Raw genomic sequence first — 22,247 nt, forward strand, 5'->3', positions numbered from 1 at the left:
CCTATGTTGGAAAAGGTACTGATCGCCAATCGTGGTGAAATTGCGCTACGAATCCTGCGTGCCTGCAAGGAACTGGGCATTCGCACGGTAGCAGTGCACTCCAAGGCCGATCGCGATCTCATACACGTACGCCTGGCCGACGAAGCCGTCTGCATTGGGCCTGCTTCGTCTGCAGCATCCTATTTGAACATTCCTGCACTGATTTCAGCTGCAGAAGTGACTGACGCAACCGCCATTCATCCGGGCTATGGTTTTCTCTCCGAGAATGCCAACTTTGCCGAACAGGTCGAGCGCTCAGGGTTTGTCTTCATCGGCCCAACGGCCAATGTCATTCGCTTGATGGGTGACAAGGTTTCAGCCATCGAGGCCATGAAGAAAGCAGGCGTTCCGACCGTGCCTGGCTCCGACGGCCCGCTTCCCGACAGTGATGAGGAAGTGCTGGCCATTGCAGAGCGTGTCGGTTACCCCGTGATGATCAAAGCTGCCGCAGGTGGCGGTGGCCGAGGGATGCGTGTGGTGCGTGACGCCCAGCATCTGCTGAGCTCCGTAAGCATTACACGCACCGAGGCCAACGCAGCCTTCGGCAGCGACGTAGTCTACATGGAGAAGTACCTTGAAAAGCCTCGCCACGTCGAGGTCCAGGTGCTTGCCGACGGTCAGGGTAATGCAATTCATCTCTATGACCGCGACTGTTCTCTGCAACGCCGCCACCAGAAGGTTCTGGAGGAAGCACCCGCACCGCATATCGACCCCCAAGCGCGTGAGAATGTACTCAAGGCGTGTGTAGACGCTTGCGTTGACATTGGCTATCGCGGCGCCGGCACCTTCGAGTTCCTTTATGAGGATGGCCAGTTCTTCTTTATAGAGATGAACACTCGCGTTCAGGTCGAGCATCCAGTAACGGAAATGGTCACTGGCGTCGACATCGTCAAGGAGCAGCTCAAGATCGCCTCAGGCCAGCCGCTGTCGATCAAGCAGTCAGATGTCAAGCTCAACGGCCATGCTTTCGAGTGTCGTATCAATGCCGAGGATGCGCGCACGTTCATGCCCTCCCCCGGCAAGATCGAGTTCTATCATGCGCCAGGCGGTCTCGGCGTACGCATGGACTCGCACCTTTATACCGGCTATACCGTACCGCCTCACTATGACTCATTGATCGGTAAGCTGATTACCTGGGGTGAGAATCGGGAAAGCGCGCTAACACGCATGCGCAACGCTCTTGAAGAGTTGCTGGTCGAAGGTATCAAGACCAACATCGATCTTCAGAAAGACTTGGTGCGCGATACGGAATTCCAGAAAGGCGGGGTCAATATCCATTATCTTGAGCATAAGCTTGGCTTGAGCTAATAACAGGTCGTTACGCTGTTTTTTGCCGTAACGACCCGTACCCCAAGAAAGGGCGATTAATGTCGCCCTTTTTTACTTTCTCCTCTCCCGATTCGTAATTTCGATCTAAAATCGCGAGCCGATGCCTTATCTGCGAGGACTGCACCATGCCTTGGCTGCAATTGAAAGCCCACATCTCTCCTGAATATGCCGAGACGCTGGAAGAGCTTCTGCTCAATGAAGGCGCCTGTGCCATTACACTGGAAGACGCGCATGATGATCCGGTGTTCGAGCCCGAGCGTGGCACCACTCCACTTTGGAATCATACTGTCCTCACGGGGCTCTATGATGACCTAGAAGGCATCCATGAGATGCTCGGGCGGGTTCGTGACGCATGGTCAATGGAAAATCCAGATGATGTCTGTCCTGAGATTGAATTCGAGATCCTCGAGGACAGGGACTGGAGCCGTGAATGGATGGATGGCTTCGAGCCAATCCAGATGGGCAAGCGCCTTTGGGTCGTTCCCAGCTGGTTTGATGCTCCCGATAAGGACGCTGTCAACCTGCTGCTAGACCCAGGCCTCGCGTTTGGCACGGGCACGCATCCCACCACCTCTTTGTGCTTGAACTGGCTTGATTCATTAGCTCTCGATGACAAGCTTCAAGGTAAACGCGTTCTCGATGTCGGTTGCGGTTCGGGCATTTTGGCCATTGCTGCGCTCAAGCTTGGTGCGAACCACGCGTTCGGAACCGATATCGATCCTCAAGCGCTGCAGGCGAGCCGTGACAATGCAGAACGCAACGGAATTGACGAAAATGAGTTCTCGCTCTGTTATCCCGAGCAGGCTCCGGCCGTTACTTATGATATTGTCCTTGCCAACATTCTGGCCGGACCGCTGATTGAGCTGGCAGCCATCATTGCCGGAAGCGTGGCGCCAGGTGGCCACATTGCGCTGTCCGGTATTCTTAGCCATCAGGCTAATGACATTATCGACGCCTACCATGCCTGTGGTTTAGTCATGAATGAGCCGACTGAACGTGAAGGCTGGGTTCGGCTGGATGGCTATCGTCCTCAACCTGAATAATGCAAATACCTGCATAAGAACGATGCATAACACTTCAAGAACACCGGCGGGGCCGCTATCATAGCCCCCCCTTTTCTCAAAGCGCTACCTGTCATGTCTCAGCCTTTGCCACGCATCGGTCAGCACATACTGTCCAATCGTGTCATTCTGGCCCCTATGGCCGGTGTGACTGACCGCCCTTTCCGCCAGCTTTGTCGCGAACTGGGGGCGGGTCTGACCGTTTCCGAAATGGTTACTGCCGATAAACGGCTGTGGCATACGCCCAAATCGCGCCTGCGACTCGATCATCGCGGCGAGGATGGGCCGCGCATCGTCCAAATCGCCGGTGGCGATCCCGAAATGCTGGCCGATGCTGCTCAAGCCAATGCCGAACATGGCGCTGAAATCATCGACATCAATATGGGTTGCCCGGCCAAAAAGGTATGCAACAAGGCTGCAGGCTCAGCGCTTCTGCGTGATGAACGTCTCGTGGCCGATATCCTGCACGCTGTCGTTACTGCCATCGACCTGCCCGTCACCCTCAAGATACGCACCGGCTGGTGTGACAATTCTAAAAATGGTGTCCGAATCGCTAGACTGGCTGAATCTTTGGGCATTCAGGCCTTGGCTGTACATGGCCGCACTCGCGAACAGCGCTATAATGGCTCAGCGGAATACGACACCATTGCCGAAATCAAGTCAGCGGTATCGATTCCTGTATTCGCCAATGGTGATATCGATTCGCCCGAGAAAGCACGTCAGGTCCTGGATTATACTGGAGCAGATGCCGTGATGGTGGGCCGAGGCGCACAAGGAAACCCCTGGATTTTTCGCGAAATCGATCATTTTCTCGCCACTGGCCAGCACCTTTCTCGTCCCAGCAGCAGCGAGCGTGAGCATGTCATGCAAGCTCACCTGAGCGCGCTCTACGATCATTATGGTGAACACATGGGGGCTCGCATCGCACGCAAGCATGTCGGTTGGTATCTCGCCACCCGCCAGGATGGTGCCTGCTTGAGAGGGATGTTTAATACGCTTGAAACGCCATCTGATCAACGACATTTTGTGACTCAACTTTTCTCAGACACGCTCACGCGTGTCCCGTCTGACGGAACTCATGCAGCATGACCAGCAGACAAGCATTGCCTACCGAACAGGAAAGAGTCATCGACGCTTTCAGCCACGTTGGCGAGCAGCCGCAAACATTGCGTGAAGCCGTAGAGCAGGCCATGGCACGCTATTTCGATCATCTCGACGGTGAGAACGTCAGCGATCTCTACACCATGGTACTAGCCGAAGTTGAGGCTCCGCTGTTGAATTCGGTCATGGAACATACGCACGGCAATCAGACTCAAGCATCAGCCATGCTGGGTCTGAATCGGGGCACCCTACGCAAGAAACTCAAGCAATACGGCTTGATTTAACACTACTGCTTTCCAACGCTTTCTGAACAAGAGAACCGCCTCTCGACGCTATCAATGCTCGATCAAAGCGGCCGTCCGTAATACGTCTGGGACCCTCTGGGTCATGAACCGTAAGTGATAAGTGGAGAATCCATGGCTGACCATTTCACCCCCGTTCGTCGCGCGCTCTTGAGTGTCTCGGACAAGACAGGCATCGTCGATTTCGCCCACGCTCTGAGTGAGCAAGGCGTTGAACTGCTGTCGACCGGCGGCACCTTCCGTATACTCAAGGAAAACGACGTGCCGGTGACCGAAGTATCTGAGCATACGGGATTTCCAGAAATCATGGATGGCCGCGTCAAGACTCTCCATCCGCGCATTCACGGTGGCATTCTGGCACGGCGCGGGCAGGATGATGCGGTAATGGCCGAGCACCATATCGCTCCGATCGACATGGTTATAGTCAATCTTTACCCTTTTGAAGCGACGGTCGCCAGGCCGGATTGTTCGCTTGAAGATGCTATCGAGAATATCGATATCGGGGGCCCGACGATGGTACGCGCCTGCGCCAAGAACCATGCCTATACCACTGTTGTGGTCGAGAGTGCCGACTATGCACGCGTTCTCGAGTCGATGCAGGACAATGATGGCGCCGTTGACGACAACTTGCGTTTTGATCTAGCCGTCAAAGCCTTCGAGCACACCGCCCACTATGACAGCGCTATAGCGCGCTTTCTGGGAGAGCGTGTTACCGAAGGGGAACAAGGCCTGCCTCGTACCTATGCCCTGCAATATACCAAGCGGCAGTCGATGCGCTACGGTGAAAATCCGCATCAAAAGGCAGCGTTCTATGTCGAAAAAGAGCCCGCTGAAGCGTGTATCGCGACGGCGACACAGCTACAGGGCAAGGAACTGTCTTTCAATAATGTTGCCGACACTGACGCCGCGCTTGAGTGCGTTAAAAACTTCACCAAGCCGGCTTGTGTCATCGTCAAGCATGCCAATCCCTGCGGTGTAGCGGTCAGTCCTGAGGGCGGCATCCGCGCCGCCTATGAGCTTGCCTTCGCAACCGATAGCGAGTCGGCTTTTGGTGGCATCATCGCCTTCAACCGAGAGCTCGATGGCGACACTGCACGCGCAATCATCGACCGGCAATTCGTCGAGGTCATCATCGCACCGAGCATCAGCCAAGAAGCGCGCGAGGCCGTTGCAGCCAAAACCAATGTACGACTACTAGAAAGCGGTCAGTGGCCAACCGAACGCGTACCAGGCTGGGATTATAAACGCGTCAATGGTGGCCTCTTGGTACAAAGCCGTGACATAGGCATGATCAGTGACGCTGATCTCAAGGTCGTTACCAAGCGTGCCCCGACCGAACACGAGCTTCATGATCTGATCTTTGCCTGGAAGGTCGCCAAGTTCGTCAAATCCAACGCGATTGTCTACGCCAAGAATCGTCAGACTATCGGCGTCGGTGCCGGGCAGATGAGTCGTATCAACTCAGCTCGGATCGCAGCCATCAAGGCTCAGCACGCCGGCCTTGAGATTACCGGCTCGGTAATGGCAAGCGATGCGTTCTTCCCCTTCCGAGACGGCATTGACAATGCTGCTCAAGCAGGTATCCGCGCCGTTATCCAACCCGGCGGCTCTGTACGTGATGAGGAAGTCATCGCCGCTGCTGATGAAGCAGATATAGCGATGCTCTTCACCGGCATGCGCCATTTCCGTCATTAACACATTTAGCGCTTCTACATAGCACATCAAAGCGGCCTTAGGCCGCTTTGTTACTTTATGGCATCAAAGAAATCACTCAATGCCCATCAGAGCCATGAAATTATCTCGCGCTACTTTATTGGCAGTCCGCTCATCGAGCGCATCAAGAAAGGGAATAAAACGGTTAAGCACCTGCTTCATCGGATAAAACTGTCCAACCAGATCACTCCCTAACGTGAATCGATCGGGATAACGCTGGATCAGCCTTACCCACTCCTGGCGAGGGTGGCCACTGGCATCCAGTAAATAAGGCTCAAGTACTGTCCAGGACAAATCTATATAGAGATTGGGATAGGCTTTCAGCATGCGCTCCACCTCATCACGCAAAAAGCTCAAGCGACCTAAGCGGCGGTTAAGCTCCTCACTCGTTCCCGCGTGAGCCCATAAGAAAACGGTATCGGGATTCGCCTTAACGGCCTGCTCAAACTCATCAAGATAAAGGGGCCGGTTTTCGCGTTTGGCCGTGATGTTGGAATGAACCAGCACTGGAAGTTTTCGCTCAGCGGCAAGCCGGTAGACGGCCATCAAGGCAGGATGATCAGCGCGAGGCACTTCACCTTCAGTCAGCCTGGTAAGATCATCATGACGCGTAAATATTTCTCCGATACCTTTCCAAAACCCTGGATACAGATCAATTAGACGCTGAATATGTTCCGCAGCATTAAGGTCGGTCGGATTAAAGCCGGAAATGAATGGTGAGAATCGTGCCTGGACGTTATCGGGGGCTCGTGTCAGCGCCTCAGCCAACAAATAGTCAGTAGCGGAGTACCAATAGACAGGCGCATCGTCACTCATGAAAAAGCGCGGTTTTTTCGGCGCGTGCGCATCCCATTTTTTTGCAACGCCAATACCCATTAGTTGGGCATGTTCGACGTGGGTATGATCCATGGCATCAAGCAGGCTCTCGACACCGTCGCTATGTTGAAAAAAATCGACATAGTGCAGATGCGCATCGACGAACGTGTAATTTCGCGCATAGGCAGGCGTACAACAAACAATGACCAACAAAAAGGCGGCGAGCCACAGCCCAACCGCCTTTGTGAATTTTGTCATCGGGAGTACTCCATGCAGGCCATCTCCCAATCATACCCTTTCAGTTCAAAAGGGGCATGTTAGTCACGGTGCGTCAACATACAATGCTGTGCTCCGGGGCATACCGCACATGAGGAAAACTGGCAGCGTTTTTCCAGCGGTGCCCACAGCTTCCTTTTACGCGTCAACTTGGCAACATGCCCAAGCGGAGCAACCAGTGAGATAAGACCACTGATCCAAGGATCTCGCGTCACGGCATATACAGCCGCATAGCTGACTAAGAAATAGATAACACCAAGATTCATGCGCTTAACCATATCGACCTCCATTGATGCCCGATTGGTCACGTGTCTCTTGAAACAACTCATATATCATTGTAGCCAAGACTGCATCTTTTAATAAAAAGTCATTCTTGCAACCAAGGTTAATACAATGCACGCTGGTTGTCATCCTTATACGGTACTATTGAGCGATTCCTTTAATAAGAGCGCTGATATCTGCGAAAAAGCCAGATCAGCACAATAAAAAGTTTAAGTTTTGACTAAGGTGCGTCATGCGAAAAAGCACTCGCATTACCTGAAAATCAGTTCTTAAAAAGGAAAAACGCATGTTCAAAGGGATGATCATCAAAAAGATCGCGATTTCTATCGCAGCTACTGTCGCCGTTACTGCTGGCGCCTATACTTATGTCAGCCAGTACTCTGGCTCTTGGACATTCACACAGTACGCCAACGCTGGCGAGATGTGCAGCTAAGCTGTCATCGAAAGATACTGTAAAAAGAGGTCCCTTTATCGGGACCTCTTTCTTTATATTTACCTACAGAGTGATGCCTATGCGCTAACATTCATGCATAGATACTTGATTTCAAGATACTCATCGATACCATATTTCGAACCTTCTCGTCCTAGTCCTGATTCCTTCACCCCACCGAAGGGCGCCGCAGCGTTCGAAATCAGACCTTCATTAATGCCCACCATTCCGTATTCAAGCGCTTCGGCGACACGCCAGACTCTAGCGAAATCGCGACTATAGAAGTAAGCAGCCAGACCAAACTCCGTATCGTTGGCCATTCGCACGGCTTCCTCTTCGGTGTCGAAGGGAAATACAGCCGCCAGCGGGCCAAAGGTCTCATCGCGAGCAATTTTCATACTCGGCTTGCCATTACCTATCAGTGTGGGCTGAAAATAACGCCCGCCCAGATGATGCGGGTGGCCACCCAGCAACAGCTCCCCGCCCTGCTCAAGCGCATCTTGCACGTGATCAGCGACTTTCTCGACCGCATTTTCATCAATCATCGGCCCCATCGTCACGCCTTCCTGCATGCCATCGCCAACCACTAAATCATGATGCATGGCAGCAGCCATTTTCTCACAGAATGCATTAACCACACCGGACTGTACGAGAAAGCGGTTAGTACAAACACAGGTCTGACCTGCATTGCGGAATTTGGACGCCATAGCACCAGTGACCGCCGCGTCAAGATCAGCATCGTCAAAAACGATGAACGGTGCATTGCCACCCAGTTCCAGTGATATCTTCTGAATGTGCTGAGCGGACTTGGCCATCAGTTCGCGCCCCACTTCCGTCGAGCCGGTAAAGGTGATCTTACTCACCAGTGGCGAATCCGTGAGGGCGCCGGCGATTTCGGCGGCACTGCCCGGTAGCACGTTGAACACACCCTTGGGCACACCGGCCCGCTCCGCGAGTGCAGCAAGTGCAGTCGCGGAAAGCGGCGTCTGGCTGGCAGGCTTGATAACAATCGGGCATCCTGCCGCCAAAGCAGCACCGACCTTACGGGTGATCATCGATGCCGGGAAATTCCACGGCGTTATTGCTCCAACGACGCCAACCGGTTGTTTGATGACAAGAATGCGTTGCCCCGCCTTGGCCCCGGGAATAGTATCACCATAGACGCGCCGCGCTTCTTCGGCGTACCAGCGTAGAAAGCTCGCGGCATAGGCGATTTCTCCCTCAGACTCCTTAACCGGTTTGCCCTGTTCAAGGGTCATGATGCGTCCAAGGTCCTGCTTGTGCTCAAGCATCAATTCGTACCATCTGTACAACACATCGGCACGTTCCTGGGCGGTCTTGTCACGCCAAGCAGGAAACGCGGCATGAGCGGCGTCTATGGCGCGCTCGGTTTCCTTGCGGCCCAGCCTCGGCACTTGAGCAATAGTTTCACCCGTGGCGGGATTGTCCACATCGATCTGCTCACCACTATCGGCGGCTACCCAATTACCGTCGATATAGGCAAATGGACGAAACAGGTTCTTGTCTTTCAAGAGATCCATATCAAACTCCTTTCCTTTCCATAGAAAAACGCGCACACCAATGCATATCATCAAGAATGACGATTATAGAAGAGATACGCTAGTCGCCTTTGGACCATCGCACCAGGGAAAAGAAGGTGTAAACGTAACAGGAAGGAAGGATAGTACGCAGTTACTGACGGGGTGCTCAAAGCACTCCGCCAGCATAAGCTCAACGATGAATAAGGGTGAGAAATTCTTGGCGGGTAATCTGTTGCTCACGAAAGGCGCCCAGCATAACTGATGTCTTCATGCTAGAATTCTGTTTTTCAACGCCACGCATCATCATGCACATATGACGCGCCTCGATGATGACGCCTACGCCTCGCGCGCCCGTGGCTTCCTGCACAGCGTTCGCGATTTGCCGTGTTAGCTCTTCCTGAATCTGCAAGCGACGCGCATACATGTCAACGATACGTGCAAACTTGGACAGGCCCAGCACCTTGCCATTAGGCAGATAGCCTATATGACATTTTCCGATAAAGGGCAGCAGATGATGCTCACATAGCGAATAGAGCTCGATATCCTTGATCAACACCATTTCATCGGTATCGGACGAGAACACGGCGCCGTTTACTAACTCTTCAAGCGTCTGATGATAGCCATGCGTCAAAAATTGCATCGCCTTTGCCGCCCGTTTTGGCGTATCACGCAGACCTTCCCGATCCGGGTCTTCTCCTAGACCGGCAATAATTTCACGATAGTGATGCGTCAAATCTTCATTCATAACGTGTCTGAATCCATAGTTCGGTCATGCGCCCTATCGAAAGCCGGTAGCGCTTTCGGCGCGTCCCCACAAGCGTGGAGCGATTTTAACTCACTCTGCTGCGCTGCGCAGTGTCATCGGAAATTTACTGTACTAACCACGCGCCTGTGCCAATGAGCGATAGCGCTGACGCGCCTCCCCTACCTTTTGTACATAACGACGCGTTTCCAATGCGGGGTGATGGCGATGCAGGCGCTGAAAGACCTGCCTGGGTGTCAATGCATTGATGCGCGATATCGCATCGACCTGGTTACGCCCGAATGTTTTAAAAACATTACCTGCCCCACCGTTGTAAGCGGCAATGATGCACCAGCGTCGACTTTGAGGGTTGTGAATATTCTTCAGGTAGACATGATCGAGCAGCGAAAGGTAAGCGGCCCCTACATCAATATTTTTTGCCGGATCGAAGAGAAAGCTGCGCCCAGGCTGGCCCGAACGGCGATACACCCGCTGAAAGACGTCGGCCCCTGCTGTTTTAGGCACAACCTGCATCAGCCCATAAGCTGGGACATGACTAATCGCATAGGGGTTGAAGCTTGATTCGGTAGCGATAATGGCATAAATCAGCGGCTCGGGTACATCATGGCGTTGGCTGGCAGTTCTAACCATCGACTCGAATTTCTCGCCACGTACACGCAGATGATCACGCACCAGTGGCACTTCGACACGATACACAATGCTGCCATCGGCCTGTTGCCGTTTTTGCAACCGGTGCTCAACCAGCCAATCAGCGTAGCGCTGGCTACGCCAGGCATAACGAACCGTTTCGCCCTCCTGATCGACTATCTGGCCACTCAGTAATGTCGGCACGCCATCTTGTCCCTCTTGATCTGAGATATAATCAGGATCACCCTCAGTAGGAATAGCGATGGCGTCACGTATCAAAGCCTTGAGTTCATCAAGAGAATGATCACCCTTGATGGTTTCGACCACGATCCTACCTTTATCAAAATCAAGCTCAGTACGGCTTTGGTAATGATCGGAATAGGTGACAAGCTGCTTGGGCTGAGACAGTTTTACATCTTCCCAATAACGACCGGCATGTCGTTTAACCGCCGCAAATAGCGCATCGTATTCCGAAAGTTCGTCCTGGGCGCTCCCTCCCCACTCATTAACCGTTTCCACCCAGGCATTTAGGCGTTCGTTTAAATGCGGGTAACGTTCTATCCAAGGCGTATCTTTTGGCTCTTTGGCGGCAATGGGCATACAGATGAAACTAAGCAGTAGCCACAAGCCAGTGCGTCTACGCCAGCCAAGGCGGTCGTTCAAGGGCATGACGCTGCTGCTCCAGAGTTCGAATGTGTTGATCCCAGTAGCCCTCGCTCGCCACCCAAGGAAATGCAACAGGAAAGGCAGGATCGTCCCAGCGATCGACCAACCAAGCGCTATGGCGCATCAGGCGCAGAGTACGCAGCGCTTCAATCCACTTAAGCTCACTGCGCGGAAACTCGCCGTACTGCTCATAGCCTTCCAGAACCTCTGCAAGCTGTTGCCGCCACTCCTGCTCATTTTGTGCCGTTAACAACATCCAAATATCTTGTACGGCAGGCGCCATGCAGCAATCATCGAAATCAACCAGCGCAAACTCATCGTCTCGCCCGAGCATGTTACCGATGTGACAGTCGCCATGGACACGAATCATGTGGCTGCTTGGCCAGTTAGGGAGAGGTATCAATTCCAGCAAGGCGGCACTGATGCGCTGATAAGCCTGTCGCTGACGCAGCGTCATCCAGTTACTTGCCAGCACTCGCTCCCGGCTCGATGTCATGATTGCTTCTGGCTGCATGCTGGGGCGGTCAATAAATGCGATACGCCCGGCGACACTGTGCATACGGCCGAGTAGCTCACCAAGGGCAAACAGGTGCGCAGGATTATCAAGCTCTGGCGCCTGCCCAATAACATGACGAAATAGCGTGAAGCGAAACCCCTCAAAATCGTGCAACGTCTTGCCATCATCGTCTGACCAAGCCGCACCGACCTTGACGTCGTTTCTGTCCAGTTCCGCTAGAAAAGCGTGTTCTTCGAGGATCTGTGCACTGTTCCACCGCTCCGGGCGATAAAACTTCGCTACCCAGCGCTGCTGCGTATCATCACGCCAGGCATAGACACGATTCTCATAACTATTTAACGCAAAGGGCTCTCCGAGCACCTCGAATCCCAGAGATTCGATTGCAGCGACAACTCGCTCTGGGCGCAACGCTTCGAAAGGGTGAATTGGGGTAGCCATAATTACTCTCTAAGAAAATAAGGCCATGCTAACAGAATCAGTACATGCCAGGCGGCGTTCTGGCTAGTGCAAGTACTCCTATATGCTTGGCACCGGCACTGCGACAAGCATGAGCCAGAGCATTGAACGTTGCGCCTGTAGTCATGACGTCATCAAACAGGACAACATGGGGAGGTAGCGCACTATCGAAAACAAAGGCATTACTTGTATTTTTCAAGCGCTCTTTACGTTTCAGCCCTCGCTGAGTGGGCGTGTCCTTGATGCGCTTGGCATGGTATATCGGCACATGATGGCGGCGCGCGAGTCGCCGTGCCAGCCAGTCAGTCTGATCAAAGCCACGCAGTTTGGCACGAGCATCATGTAGTGGTACGGGGATCAGCGCACAGTGATGCAAGAACGAGGAATGTTCCTGCAGCTTCAGCAGTAACAGTATCGCCAGCAACCGACCGGCCCGCATGTCGGCATGGAATTTGAAACTATGAATCAGTAACGCTATGTCATGCTGATACAGGAAAGGCACCAGAGCACGCTCAAATAACGGCGGTGATTTTAAACAGTGGCCACACGGACCAACGACACCGTTTGGAACAGGCTCGGCACATCGCGGACAAGCATGAAGATTACAGGCAAGCGTCTGATAACATGAGGAACACCATGGCCATACATCATCAAGCCCTTCCAGGCAGAAATGACAATGCCCCGGCATAAGTGTCGCAACCCAGCGCTCAAACAGCGTCAAGGTAGTAATTGATTATCCCCTTTGCATGACGTAAAGGCCCTTGTTTCATTAACCAGTAATTACCAAGGGCCTACATTTTCCGAAATGTTTAACCTCTACACATCGGCATTTTATTTCAAACCTTGAAAGCACCCGCGAGTAGCCATTTAATTCAGCACTAATCGCATCTTAGTGATAAATGTACATTGACTCTGTACTCAGCATCGGTACAATGTGGCCGACTTTCCGCTGCGGGAGTGGTGGAATTGGTAGACACGCTGGATTTAGGTTCCAGTGCCGCAAGGCGTGAGAGTTCGAGTCTCTCCTTCCGCACCAATGGAAAGTCAGTCATACCTACATGACTGTGTGACGTCACTCAATCGTCACCTTTTTTATGCAAGATTCCTTCTAGTATTTGAGTTGGGGTTTACCCGCTTAAGTTAATGAAAAGTCTAAGCTTTTCATATCGCCAAGCCATCCTTACCAGCTGCATACCTGTCTATTTTATCCGACATAATCCGAAGCCTACCTCAGCGCAGTAGTGCTTTCACGTACGTATCTTGCCTTGTTTGTTAATGCGTAACGATAGCTGCCCTAGATTGCTCACAGTGGCGATCACTTTTCTTTTGCATAAACTTTTGCACAAAAAAGCCCGACAAGAATGTCGGGCTTAAGTACGCAGGGAATGCTACCACCAAGGGCAGCGGAAAATGCATCGGCGCTACACTTGCCGCTGAACTCGCAACCCTCTGTATCAATATCTTGAACGGCTTCATTCGGCTATGCCTCGGAGCATATTCTTCGAGAAAGAGCCCCCCTAACGAGAGGGGCAAAGCCCAGAAGGATGTCTTGCGTACTAGTAGACAAGCCCAAGCTAAAATAGTTCTCACTATCAACAGGATTTTTTGTCGACGTATACCGGTGACGGTCATCTCTCTAATTTTTTAGATCAACTGATCCAGCGTGCTCAAAAATATCAATATATTCAATGGTGTAAATATATATCCATGGTTACTTCCGCGTTACGCTAAAACACAACCATTAGCTATACAATACATGTACAAAACGAAAAAACATGCTAATTTATGCATCGGTCGTAGACGTAATTTATCTACTACGCAGTCAAACTGTCATGTTGAGCCTTTATAAAGGCCATCAGAAACGGCAAGGAGTGCCGCTTCGACAGAAATTTCGTTCCATGGTAAACAGGAGCAAACCATGAATCGCCACTTTCACGGGGCGTGTTGTCCCGAATGCAAGGCGCCGTTATCTTGGCCGCGCCATGCCTCTGATCATCAGCTACTACGTTGCCCCAATGGGCATCCTCTCTGCACCATGAAAGAGTTTCGTCAGGCAGCGTACGAACTTGCCCTCATGGAAGAAATGCAGCTACATCGTAATAATCCAACACATTACAGCACTCAAGGCACGCATAAGCTGGCAAGCTAAGATGGTCGTCATTTGCCGATTATCGCATGCACTATTCCACTCAACAGCTTGCTCTTATCCTGACTATAATAAGCAGTAAGGTAGGGTCTTATGTTCGACACTAGAGATGGTCTATCGCTTTCTTGTGTCGGACACTTTGCAGTGGAGTATGTCATGCCATCCAAATTATTTTTCTTCGCCGCTTTCTGCCCTACCGTTTTGTTATCGGCTTCTGTGCTGGCTCAGTCCAACTCCAGCGCTGCCTTCTCTGAAAGAGAAGATGCACAAGGCAAAACAGCTCAGCAATATGAGCCCTCCTCATCTCAAGAACGTGAAGTCCCTTTGCGTACGGAACCGCTGCGTACCCAACGTATTTTCATTGATAGGGCACATCAGAACGATTCTGATACGCAGGATAAATCTTCCCTACCTACCCAAGCGAAAGCTTCAGATGAGAGCAAAGCTGACAAATAAAATGAAAGTAGCGGCGGTTTAGGTTAATGGTGGAGCCAGACATGAAACGTTTAGCGCAATATTATGATCATCTAACGCCATGTCAGGGATGGGTAAAAACGTGGTCAACACAGTTTCTCGCTCAACCACAGCAGGCATGGAACCTGTTTGAATCAGCACACCGCACCGCATTCATTATTATGCATGCAACACGACCACAGGCTTCAGAAGAGCTGATTATTGAAACGCTTATCCAGGCACAAACGGCTAACTAGTCGCTTCAGTCAATCTGACACACAGAGAAGCCTACCGTCATGAGACTTAGACCCCTCAAAAAACCTCGTACCATTAAAAATAAATTTTATCGCAAAGTACTTCTACAGGAAGAAATGGAATGGTTTCTCGTAACTAGTACTATCATCTTTCTTCCTTTTGCTGTGTGCTTGCTAATACTGCATTTACAAAATGTCCCTCTGCCTTTCTATCCGTGATGAAGCATTTACTGTTTCGATGGGATAGCCCTGTCGCCAATAAACGCTGCTATCAGGTAAACAAATAGCCCCTTACGCCTGTGATACGTTGTTTCCGGCCACCCCTAGGCCTGTCTATCTTGTCTCGCCAGCGCGCTCCCCGGCTTTTCAGACAGAACCTGAGTAAAACCACCTCGATGTAGATAAGCAGGATAGAAGCAGATTATCATGCCGGCCGCATTGATAAGACGACAGGCATGGCAGCGAGCATCTGCCTATTACTGATTTTTCATGAAGGGGATTTTCAATGAGACGTGCAACACTGGATGATCTCGAAGCCATCGTTGATATCTATAACGCCAGCATCCCGGGGCGCCTCGCCACAGCCGATACCCTTCCCGTTACTTTTGAGCAGCGGCTCACCTGGTTTGAGCACCATGATGACCGGCGGCCATTGTTTGTTCACGAGATAGAAAAGAGTATTGCCGGCTGGGTCAGCCTGGAGCCCTTTTATGGGCGTCCGGCCTATCATGCAACTGCCGAAGTCAGCATTTATGTCTCGCCCGATTTTCAGGGCAAAGGCATCGGTAGCTTGATGCTGAAGGAGTGTCTTGCGCAGTGTCCAGCGCTCGGTATTCGAAACGTAGTAGGCTATGTCTTTTCCCATAACCAGCCCAGCCTGACATTATTGCAACGTCACGGCTTCAAACACTGGGGCGAACTGCCAGAAATTGCCGAAATGGATGGTAACCTTTATAGCCTATCGATACTCGGCAAATGTCTTGACGACACCCCTTGAGGTCCTAGGCACTTCTCGCTAAATAGTATCGCTTTTCTTGGATGCCCCTTCATTCAGCGTCGGTATCCAATGGCGGCGAGGGATGCTTGCCATCCTGCCAACCCAAGCTGGCTGCGGCATCGGCTGCAAACCAACCAAGCCGTTCATTCAGCGTTACCACGTCCCCGATAATGATTAGCGTAGGTGGTGCAACAGTCAGCGTGCTCAGCCGCGCTGGCAACTCGCCCAGCGCACCGCGGTGCACGCGCTGCCGCGCCGTCGTGCCCTGCTCGACCAGCGCTAGTGGCGTGGTTGCTGGCAACCCATGGGCGATCAATTGCTCGCTGATTGTCATAAGACTACCCAGTCCCATGTAAAACACCAGTGTCTGCCCTGGGCTCGCCAGCGTTGACCAATCCAGATCACAGCTGCCGTTCTTGAGATGACCGGTAACGAAGCGCACCGATTGAGCGTAATCACGGTGAGTGAGCGGAATGCCGGTATAGGCCGATACGCCGATAGCCGCAGTAATCCCCGGTACCACTTCAAATGACATTCCCGCTTCGGCCAACGCCTCAAGCTCCTCACCACCACGCCCAAAGATAAACGGGTCTCCGCCTTTGAGCCTGACAACGCGATACCCCGCCCCGGCCCAATCAACCAGTGCCTGATTGATGCCATCCTGCGGCACACTATGCGCACTGCGCGCCTTGCCGACATAGAACCGCTTCGCCTGGGGATGGATAAACGAAAGGATTTCCTGGCTTACCAGCCGGTCGTGAATCACGACCTCGGCATTCCTTAACCGGTCGAGCGCCTTAAGCGTCAACAGTTGAGGATCGCCAGGGCCCGAGCCAACCAGAGCGACATGCCCCTTTTGCGACACATGGTGCGCTTCCGCCTCATCTTCGCTGCGAATTCTTACCGGCAGATGGATGGTGGACTTAGCCGGCAAGCCGGGCACGAACACAGGCACATTGGCCTGCAACGCCCGGTCAGCCCAGCTTTCGTCGGATTCCTCATTCCCCGTCGCTATCAACCACAGCTGACCCGGCGCAGCGTCAAGGCATTGATCACCACGTTTCCATCCTTCACGCTCACAAAGTGCCTTCAATGGCTCTATGAGCTGTTGCGCATGAACAGTCAATCGCAATTTTATCCCGCGTAGCTGGAGCGCAACGCGCAAGGCAGCTTCTCCTCCACCCATCAGGCGGACATCAAGAAAACGCGGGTCAAATTGCAACGTAAGAAAGTCCATAGCGGTCCGGTCAGTATTAAAACAAGGCAATCACAGAAAAGATGATCGAAAAACGCGCCACATGATAAAGGCCGACATTGTTGTCGGCCTAGTAACGCTTTATCAGGTAGTTATAACCGAGGCGTCATCAAGCCTGATTGATGACCTCGATTCCGCCCATATAGGCACGCAATGCTTCCGGTACAGTGATTGAGCCATCAGCATTCTGATAGTTCTCCATCACTGCCAGCAGACAGCGCCCAACCGCCAGTCCTGACCCATTCAAGGTATGCGCCAGGGCAGGCTTTTTCTGGCCTGCATCGCGAAAGCGTGCATGCATGCGCCGCGCCTGGAAATCCTCACAGTTGGAAATCGATGAAATCTCCCGATAGGTCAGCTGGCTTGGCAACCATACCTCAATGTCATAGGTCTTGGCCGCAGCAAAGCCCATATCACCGGTACATAGCGTGACAACGCGATATGGCAATTCCAAAGCCTGGAGAATCGCCTCGGCATGACCACGCATTTCTTCCAGCGCGTCATAGGAATGCTCAGGATGAGTAATCTGCACCATCTCGACCTTGTCGAACTGGTGCTGACGAATCATTCCTCGGGTGTCCTTGCCGTAGGCGCCCGCCTCACTGCGAAAACAAGGGGTATGCGCCGTCAGTTTGAGCGGCAAGTTATCGCCATCGAGAATCTCATCTCGAGCGAAGTTGGTCAGGGTCACTTCCGCCGTGGGAATCAGATAATAATCCTGACTGCCTTCCAACTTGAAAAGATCATCTGCGAACTTGGGCAGCTGGCTGGTACCAAATAGAGAATCGCGGTTGACCATGTAGGGCACATAGGCTTCTTCATAGCCATGCTCGAGTGTTTGCTTATCGAGCATGAACTGGGTAAGCGCACGGTGCAGGCGCGCTACGGGGCCACGCATCACAGCAAAGCGCGAGCCGGTCAGCTTGGACGCCAGCTCGAAGTCGAGATAGCCATGCAGCGCGCCGAGATCGGTATGATCCTTGACCGTGAAGTCAAACTCGTGCGGCGCGCCCCAGCGATGCAGCTCGACATTGTCGTTCTCGTCACGGCCCTCAGGCACACTGTCATGGGGAAGATTAGGAAGACCGGTGGTAATCGCTTCGAACTCAGCCTGCACCTCGGCCAGTTCTGTCTTGGCAGCGTCGAGGCGCTCGCCCAGATCGCTTACTTCAGCGAGCAGTGGCTCAATATCCTCGCCACGCGCCTTGGCCTGCCCGATCGACTTCGAACGCGTGTTACGTTCGTTTTGCAGCTCTTCGGTGCGTGTCTGCAGATCACGACGACTCGATTCGAGCGCACGCATACGATCAACATCCAGAGCAAAGCCGCGGAGGGCGAGACGGGCAGCGACATTATCGAGATCGCTGCGCAGCAGTTTGGGATCGAGCATGGAATCCTGTCCGTTTGAAGGCGCCACTCAAGGCGAGCACAAAAAACGATGCCTCACTTGGGCATCCCTGAAAACATCACCGTATTGTATGGAAAATAGCGCCTCGCCTCCATGACCGAGGCGGTTTACCGGCTGATTCATTTAAATGATGTGAAACATAACGGTATAAAAAAGAACAGTGTCACTCGTCTTCTCAATATCGATCACGAGCATAGGCGTAGACGGCTCTGCTCAGTTACCCTAGCGCAAACGAATCGCAGGCCACAGCCATAACGCCCATGATCGAATCACTGGATGCAATCCCCAGCGTCGCAGGACGCTACAACCATTTTCTCAAGACCTTAGCCGAGCGGGGCTTTCGCGGCGATATTGCTCCCGACTATGCCAACCGCACGGTACTGGCTACCGACAACTCTATTTATCAGCGACTTCCACAGGCGGCGCTCTACCCGTACGACGGCGACGATATCGTGCTGATCGCCCGCCTCGCCAGCGAGGAGCCATTTCAGGATATCGTGCTCACGCCGCGCGGCGGAGGCACCGGCACCAACGGCCAATCACTGACCGATGGTCTGGTTGTCGATGTCACTCGCTACATGAACCACATTCTCGATATCGACGTTGCCAACCGCCGAGTGCGTGTTCAGGCCGGCGTGGTCAAGGATCAGCTCAATGCCGCGCTCAGGCCTTACGGGCTGTTCTTCGCCCCTGAGCTGTCTACCTCGAACCGCGCCACCCTCGGCGGAATGATCAACACTGACGCCAGCGGCCAGGGCAGTCGTGAATACGGCAAGACGCGCAACCATGTGCTCGAACTCGACACCGTATTGCTCGACGGCTCGCGCTTTGTCAGCCGCCCCGTTGACGACGACGAACTCGATGCGCTTTGTGCGCGGGACGACCACGTCGGCGAGGTCCACCGCGTCGCCCGTGAGATCATCGATACCCAGCGCGACGAGATCGAGGCCAGGTTCCCACCGCTCAACCGCTGCCTGACCGGCTATGACCTTGCCCATCTGCGCAACGAGGATCGCCGTTTCAATCTCAACAGTGTGCTGTGTGGCGCCGAAGGTTCGCTAGGTTTTATCGTCGAGGCCACGCTCAACGTACTGCCGCTACCCAAGTATTCGGCGCTGATCAACGTGCGCTATACCGGCTTCATGGACGCATTACGTGATGCCAAGGCACTGATGGGTGACGAAGGTGAGTCGCACGCGCCTACCTCGATCGAAACGGTCGACGACAAGGTCTTGATGCTGGCGATGGAAGACATCGTGTGGGAAAGCGTCGCCGAGTATTTCCCTGCTGGCGATGCGTCATCACCTGCCACCCGCGGTATTAACCTGGTCGAGTTCAATGCCGATGATGAAGAGGTTCTCAAGGCCCGCGTCGAAGCGTTCACTACTCACCTGGAACGCGATACCGCAGTCGAGCGGCTCGGCCACACCATTGCCTGGGGGCGCGGCCGGATAGGATCGGTCTATGCGATGCGCAAGCGTGCGGTCGGCCTGCTCGGCAATACCAAGGGCGAGAAACGGCCGATCCCGTTCGTCGAGGATACCGCCGTGCCGCCGGAGAATCTCGCCGACTATATCGCCGAGTTCCGCGCCCTACTCGACGGCTATGGCCTTGAATACGGCATGTTCGGCCATGTTGACGCTGGCGTGCTGCACGTGCGCCCCGCCATCGACATGAAGGACCCGGAGCAGGCAAAGATGATCCGCGTCATCTCCGACCGTGTCGCCGAGCTAACCCACAAGTATCACGGTCTGCTGTGGGGTGAACACGGCAAGGGCGTGCGTTCGGAATATACCCCGACCTTCTTCGGCGAGCTCTACCCGACCCTGCAGCGTCTCAAGGGAGCCTTTGACCCCCGTAACCAGCTCAACCCCGGCAAGATCGCCACACCGCTCGAAGTCGACGGCGAGTTGTTGAAAATCGACGCCGTCACCACTCGCGGCGAACTCGACCGCCAGATCGACGAACGCGTGTGGCAGCACTACGATTCCGCCGTCTACTGCAACGGCAACGGCGCCTGCTACAACTATGATCCCGCCGATGCGATGTGCCCGTCATGGAAAGGCACCCGCGACCGCATCCACTCGCCCAAGGGGCGCGCCAGCCTGATGCGTGAATGGCTGCGCCTGCAGGGCAATGATGGCGTGGACGTGCTCAAATCCTCGCAGCAGCTGCGTCAGGCCGGGGTATGGCAAACGCTCGCGGCGCTGCCAACTCGAGTCGTCAACACCGTCAACAAACGTCGCCACGGCGATGACTTCTCCGACCAGGTCTATGACGCCATGGCCGGCTGTTTAGCGTGCAAGTCCTGTGCTGGTCAATGCCCGATCAAAGTCAACGTGCCCGACTTTCGCAGTCGCTTTCTCGAACTCTATCACGGTCGCTACCTGCGTCCATTGCGTGATCATGTGGTCGGCTCCCTTGAGCTGATGGCGCCGATGCTCAAGCGTATTGCTCCGCTCTATAACACGATGCTGGAAAAGCCTTATGTCCAACGTGCACTGGAAAAAGGCATCGGCATGGTCGATGTACCAACATTATCGCGCAATGATTTTGCTCGGCAGCTCAAAGGCTGGGGAATTCCCGAAGCGACACCGGTTTCACTGGGCCGGCTTACCGAGGCGCAGAAGGCACGCAGCGTAGTACTGGTGCAAGACGCCTTTACCAGCTTCTTCGAAACCGCCGTGGCACGCGACATCGTTGAGCTGCTGTTTACTCTCGATATCAATGTCTTCGTCGCGCCCTACCATCCCAACGGCAAGCCGATGCAAGTGCAGGGTTTTCTCGGCCGCTTCGAACGCACCGCGGGGCGTAATGCCGCACTGCTCAACACCCTGGCCGAGTACGGTATCCCGCTGGTGGGGATCGATCCGGCGATGACCCTTACCTACCGTCAGGAGTACGTAAAGGCGCTCGGCCCCCAACGTGCCCCGGAAGTACTTCTGCTGCAGGAGTGGCTGGTCGCCAAGGGCAAAACGCTGGTGCCGAGTGGCTTTGAAGTGAATGACCCCGGCTTCAAGCTGCTGTCACATTGCACCGAAAAGACCACAGCGCCCGGCAGTCCCAAAGCGTGGCAACAGGTCTTCGCCGTCTTCGGCCTTGAGCTTGAGCTGGTCGCTACCGGCTGCTGCGGGATGTCCGGCACCTACGGCCACGAGGCGCGCAATGCCGACACATCGAAAACGATCTACGATCTGTCGTGGCGCGAAGTGGTCGAGGATGACGCCAATGCCGGACGCGTCCTGGCTACCGGCTATTCTTGCCGCAGCCAGGCTAAGCGCTTTTCACAGACCAAGCTGCTCCACCCGCTGCAGGGGCTGTTAACAGTATTGAAACAGGCGAGCTGAACAGGATAACCAAGGCGGCCTGCCAAGGCTGCCTTGGCCTGCGAGAAGGCGATGCCATGCAAGAGGACAATGTCATATGTCGAAAGCGCTGATTATTATCGGTATTGTAGCGGTGTTGGCCGGGTTGCTGTGGCCTTGGCTGAGCAAGCTGCCGCTAGGCCATCTGCCGGGCGATATCGTCATCAAACGTGAGAATTTTTCGTTCTACTTTCCAATCACCACGATGATTTTGATCAGTATCGTGCTCTCGGTACTGTTGCGTCTATTTAGCAAATAAATGATGAGGGCGCCCCACTGCCACTCCCTTACGGCTGACGATTATTAATACCGAGCTCTTTATGCTCGCCCGCCCGTTCACACCGTGTTTTGTATTAAGACAACTCGCGTTGCAACTGCCTGTGAGTAAAGCTAGGCTGCGCGCCCAATACACCTAAAGTCTTAACGGCTCAGCCTAGAAAGAGAACGCGG

20 protein-coding genes and 1 tRNA gene are annotated in these 22,247 nt (G+C 53.6%); 13 read left to right on the forward strand and 8 right to left on the reverse strand.

Annotated features, from left to right (window positions below; translation table 11 throughout):
- Positions 1–3: 3 nt before the first annotated feature.
- From accC to purH, 5 genes are all read left to right on the forward strand, one after another.
- Positions 4–1,347, forward strand: a complete 1,344-nt coding sequence (accC, locus tag C3Z11_RS06575; protein ID WP_106477158.1) for an acetyl-CoA carboxylase biotin carboxylase subunit — start codon at positions 4–6, stop codon at positions 1,345–1,347.
- Positions 1,348–1,493: 146 nt separating this feature from the next.
- The gene (gene prmA / locus C3Z11_RS06580) at positions 1,494–2,411 is read left to right on the forward strand and encodes a 50S ribosomal protein L11 methyltransferase (RefSeq protein WP_106477159.1); all 918 of its coding nucleotides are present in this window, start codon (positions 1,494–1,496) and stop codon (positions 2,409–2,411) included.
- 93 nt (positions 2,412–2,504) lie between these two features.
- Positions 2,505–3,518, forward strand: coding sequence for a tRNA dihydrouridine synthase DusB (gene dusB, locus C3Z11_RS06585; RefSeq protein WP_106477160.1), 1,014 nt, complete (start codon positions 2,505–2,507; stop codon positions 3,516–3,518).
- Complete coding sequence (gene fis / locus C3Z11_RS06590; protein WP_106477161.1) at positions 3,515–3,814, forward strand: DNA-binding transcriptional regulator Fis; 300 nt, start codon at positions 3,515–3,517, stop codon at positions 3,812–3,814. Before dusB ends, fis begins: the two co-directional genes overlap by 4 nt.
- A gap of 132 nt (positions 3,815–3,946) precedes the next feature.
- On the forward strand, positions 3,947–5,527 hold the full coding sequence (purH, locus tag C3Z11_RS06595; protein ID WP_106477162.1) for a bifunctional phosphoribosylaminoimidazolecarboxamide formyltransferase/IMP cyclohydrolase: 1,581 nt from the start codon (positions 3,947–3,949) through the stop codon (positions 5,525–5,527).
- A 72-nt stretch (positions 5,528–5,599) separates the two neighbouring features.
- Here purH and C3Z11_RS06600 read toward each other — a convergent pair whose 3' ends face one another.
- Positions 5,600–6,619 carry an amidohydrolase family protein gene (locus C3Z11_RS06600; protein ID WP_106477163.1) on the reverse strand — a complete coding sequence of 340 codons (1,020 nt, stop codon included), beginning with the start codon at positions 6,617–6,619 and terminating at the stop codon, positions 5,600–5,602.
- Positions 6,620–7,205: 586 nt separating this feature from the next.
- Between C3Z11_RS06600 and C3Z11_RS16765 the strand changes: the two genes are divergently transcribed.
- On the forward strand, positions 7,206–7,352 hold the full coding sequence (locus C3Z11_RS16765) for a hypothetical protein (protein WP_158700935.1): 147 nt from the start codon (positions 7,206–7,208) through the stop codon (positions 7,350–7,352).
- Positions 7,353–7,429: 77 nt separating this feature from the next.
- Here C3Z11_RS16765 and C3Z11_RS06610 read toward each other — a convergent pair whose 3' ends face one another.
- The 5 genes from C3Z11_RS06610 to C3Z11_RS06630 form a co-directional block, all read right to left on the reverse strand.
- Positions 7,430–8,890 carry an NAD-dependent succinate-semialdehyde dehydrogenase gene (locus C3Z11_RS06610; RefSeq protein ID WP_106477165.1) on the reverse strand — a complete coding sequence of 487 codons (1,461 nt, stop codon included), beginning with the start codon at positions 8,888–8,890 and terminating at the stop codon, positions 7,430–7,432.
- A 190-nt stretch (positions 8,891–9,080) separates the two neighbouring features.
- Positions 9,081–9,635 carry a GTP cyclohydrolase I FolE gene (folE, locus tag C3Z11_RS06615; protein WP_106477166.1) on the reverse strand — a complete coding sequence of 185 codons (555 nt, stop codon included), beginning with the start codon at positions 9,633–9,635 and terminating at the stop codon, positions 9,081–9,083.
- A 132-nt stretch (positions 9,636–9,767) separates the two neighbouring features.
- Positions 9,768–10,949 (reverse strand): murein transglycosylase domain-containing protein, encoded by a 1,182-nt coding sequence (locus tag C3Z11_RS06620; RefSeq protein WP_106477167.1) that lies wholly within the window; start codon positions 10,947–10,949, stop codon positions 9,768–9,770.
- Positions 10,918–11,901: a serine/threonine protein kinase gene (locus C3Z11_RS06625; RefSeq protein WP_106477168.1), complete on the reverse strand. Its 984-nt coding sequence runs from the start codon at positions 11,899–11,901 to the stop codon at positions 10,918–10,920. The genes C3Z11_RS06620 and C3Z11_RS06625 overlap by 32 nt, the downstream gene beginning before the upstream one ends.
- A gap of 37 nt (positions 11,902–11,938) precedes the next feature.
- The gene (locus tag C3Z11_RS06630) at positions 11,939–12,640 is read right to left on the reverse strand and encodes a ComF family protein (RefSeq protein WP_262927276.1); all 702 of its coding nucleotides are present in this window, start codon (positions 12,638–12,640) and stop codon (positions 11,939–11,941) included.
- A gap of 230 nt (positions 12,641–12,870) precedes the next feature.
- Between C3Z11_RS06630 and C3Z11_RS06635 the strand changes: the two genes are divergently transcribed.
- The 5 genes from C3Z11_RS06635 (at position 12,871) to C3Z11_RS06655 (ending at position 15,769) form a co-directional block, all read left to right on the forward strand.
- A tRNA-Leu gene (locus tag C3Z11_RS06635) sits at positions 12,871–12,955 on the forward strand.
- Positions 12,956–13,837: 882 nt separating this feature from the next.
- Positions 13,838–14,068, forward strand: coding sequence for a hypothetical protein (locus tag C3Z11_RS06640; protein WP_106477169.1), 231 nt, complete (start codon positions 13,838–13,840; stop codon positions 14,066–14,068).
- 153 nt (positions 14,069–14,221) lie between these two features.
- Positions 14,222–14,521 (forward strand): hypothetical protein, encoded by a 300-nt coding sequence (locus C3Z11_RS06645; protein ID WP_106477170.1) that lies wholly within the window; start codon positions 14,222–14,224, stop codon positions 14,519–14,521.
- A gap of 41 nt (positions 14,522–14,562) precedes the next feature.
- On the forward strand, positions 14,563–14,775 hold the full coding sequence (locus tag C3Z11_RS06650) for a hypothetical protein (protein WP_106477171.1): 213 nt from the start codon (positions 14,563–14,565) through the stop codon (positions 14,773–14,775).
- A gap of 502 nt (positions 14,776–15,277) precedes the next feature.
- Positions 15,278–15,769, forward strand: coding sequence for a GNAT family N-acetyltransferase (locus C3Z11_RS06655; protein ID WP_106477172.1), 492 nt, complete (start codon positions 15,278–15,280; stop codon positions 15,767–15,769).
- Positions 15,770–15,818: 49 nt separating this feature from the next.
- Here the strand turns inward: C3Z11_RS06655 and cobA are convergent, their stop codons facing one another.
- Together cobA and serS are read right to left on the reverse strand one after the other, a co-directional pair.
- Positions 15,819–17,006: a uroporphyrinogen-III C-methyltransferase gene (gene cobA / locus C3Z11_RS06660; RefSeq protein ID WP_317450656.1), complete on the reverse strand. Its 1,188-nt coding sequence runs from the start codon at positions 17,004–17,006 to the stop codon at positions 15,819–15,821.
- A gap of 127 nt (positions 17,007–17,133) precedes the next feature.
- On the reverse strand, positions 17,134–18,414 hold the full coding sequence (serS, locus tag C3Z11_RS06665) for a serine--tRNA ligase (protein WP_106477173.1): 1,281 nt from the start codon (positions 18,412–18,414) through the stop codon (positions 17,134–17,136).
- Positions 18,415–18,692: 278 nt separating this feature from the next.
- On the opposite strand from serS, the gene ydiJ reads away from it, so the two are divergent.
- On the forward strand, positions 18,693–21,779 hold the full coding sequence (gene ydiJ / locus C3Z11_RS06670; RefSeq protein WP_106477174.1) for a D-2-hydroxyglutarate dehydrogenase YdiJ: 3,087 nt from the start codon (positions 18,693–18,695) through the stop codon (positions 21,777–21,779).
- A 76-nt stretch (positions 21,780–21,855) separates the two neighbouring features.
- Positions 21,856–22,056, forward strand: a complete 201-nt coding sequence (locus C3Z11_RS06675; RefSeq protein WP_106477175.1) for a DUF2905 domain-containing protein — start codon at positions 21,856–21,858, stop codon at positions 22,054–22,056.
- The last annotated feature ends 191 nt before the right edge of the window (positions 22,057–22,247 follow it).

This window comes from Phytohalomonas tamaricis, assembly GCF_003012345.1.
GTDB classification, from domain to species: Bacteria; Pseudomonadota; Gammaproteobacteria; order Pseudomonadales; family Halomonadaceae; genus Phytohalomonas; species Phytohalomonas tamaricis.

Excerpts from the sequence above, each read along its gene's own strand:
- ydiJ (WP_106477174.1), top strand. The coding sequence starts at position 18,693 with ATGATCGAATCACTGGATGCAATCCCCAGCGTCGCAGGACGCTACAAC.
- C3Z11_RS16765 (WP_158700935.1), top strand. The coding sequence starts at position 7,206 with ATGTTCAAAGGGATGATCATCAAAAAGATCGCGATTTCTATCGCAGCT.
- dusB (WP_106477160.1), top strand. The coding sequence starts at position 2,505 with ATGTCTCAGCCTTTGCCACGCATCGGTCAGCACATACTGTCCAATCGT.
- C3Z11_RS06640 (WP_106477169.1), top strand. The coding sequence starts at position 13,838 with ATGAATCGCCACTTTCACGGGGCGTGTTGTCCCGAATGCAAGGCGCCG.
- C3Z11_RS06620 (WP_106477167.1), bottom strand. The coding sequence starts at position 10,949 with ATGCCCTTGAACGACCGCCTTGGCTGGCGTAGACGCACTGGCTTGTGG.
- C3Z11_RS06645 (WP_106477170.1), top strand. The coding sequence starts at position 14,222 with ATGCCATCCAAATTATTTTTCTTCGCCGCTTTCTGCCCTACCGTTTTG.
- folE (WP_106477166.1), bottom strand. The coding sequence starts at position 9,635 with ATGAATGAAGATTTGACGCATCACTATCGTGAAATTATTGCCGGTCTA.
- C3Z11_RS06600 (WP_106477163.1), bottom strand. The coding sequence starts at position 6,619 with ATGACAAAATTCACAAAGGCGGTTGGGCTGTGGCTCGCCGCCTTTTTG.
- C3Z11_RS06655 (WP_106477172.1), top strand. The coding sequence starts at position 15,278 with ATGAGACGTGCAACACTGGATGATCTCGAAGCCATCGTTGATATCTAT.
- C3Z11_RS06625 (WP_106477168.1), bottom strand. The coding sequence starts at position 11,901 with ATGGCTACCCCAATTCACCCTTTCGAAGCGTTGCGCCCAGAGCGAGTT.
- C3Z11_RS06650 (WP_106477171.1), top strand. The coding sequence starts at position 14,563 with ATGAAACGTTTAGCGCAATATTATGATCATCTAACGCCATGTCAGGGA.
- cobA (WP_317450656.1), bottom strand. The coding sequence starts at position 17,006 with ATGGACTTTCTTACGTTGCAATTTGACCCGCGTTTTCTTGATGTCCGC.
- C3Z11_RS06675 (WP_106477175.1), top strand. The coding sequence starts at position 21,856 with ATGTCGAAAGCGCTGATTATTATCGGTATTGTAGCGGTGTTGGCCGGG.
- prmA (WP_106477159.1), top strand. The coding sequence starts at position 1,494 with ATGCCTTGGCTGCAATTGAAAGCCCACATCTCTCCTGAATATGCCGAG.
- accC (WP_106477158.1), top strand. The coding sequence starts at position 4 with ATGTTGGAAAAGGTACTGATCGCCAATCGTGGTGAAATTGCGCTACGA.
- serS (WP_106477173.1), bottom strand. The coding sequence starts at position 18,414 with ATGCTCGATCCCAAACTGCTGCGCAGCGATCTCGATAATGTCGCTGCC.
- fis (WP_106477161.1), top strand. The coding sequence starts at position 3,515 with ATGACCAGCAGACAAGCATTGCCTACCGAACAGGAAAGAGTCATCGAC.
- C3Z11_RS06610 (WP_106477165.1), bottom strand. The coding sequence starts at position 8,890 with ATGGATCTCTTGAAAGACAAGAACCTGTTTCGTCCATTTGCCTATATC.
- purH (WP_106477162.1), top strand. The coding sequence starts at position 3,947 with ATGGCTGACCATTTCACCCCCGTTCGTCGCGCGCTCTTGAGTGTCTCG.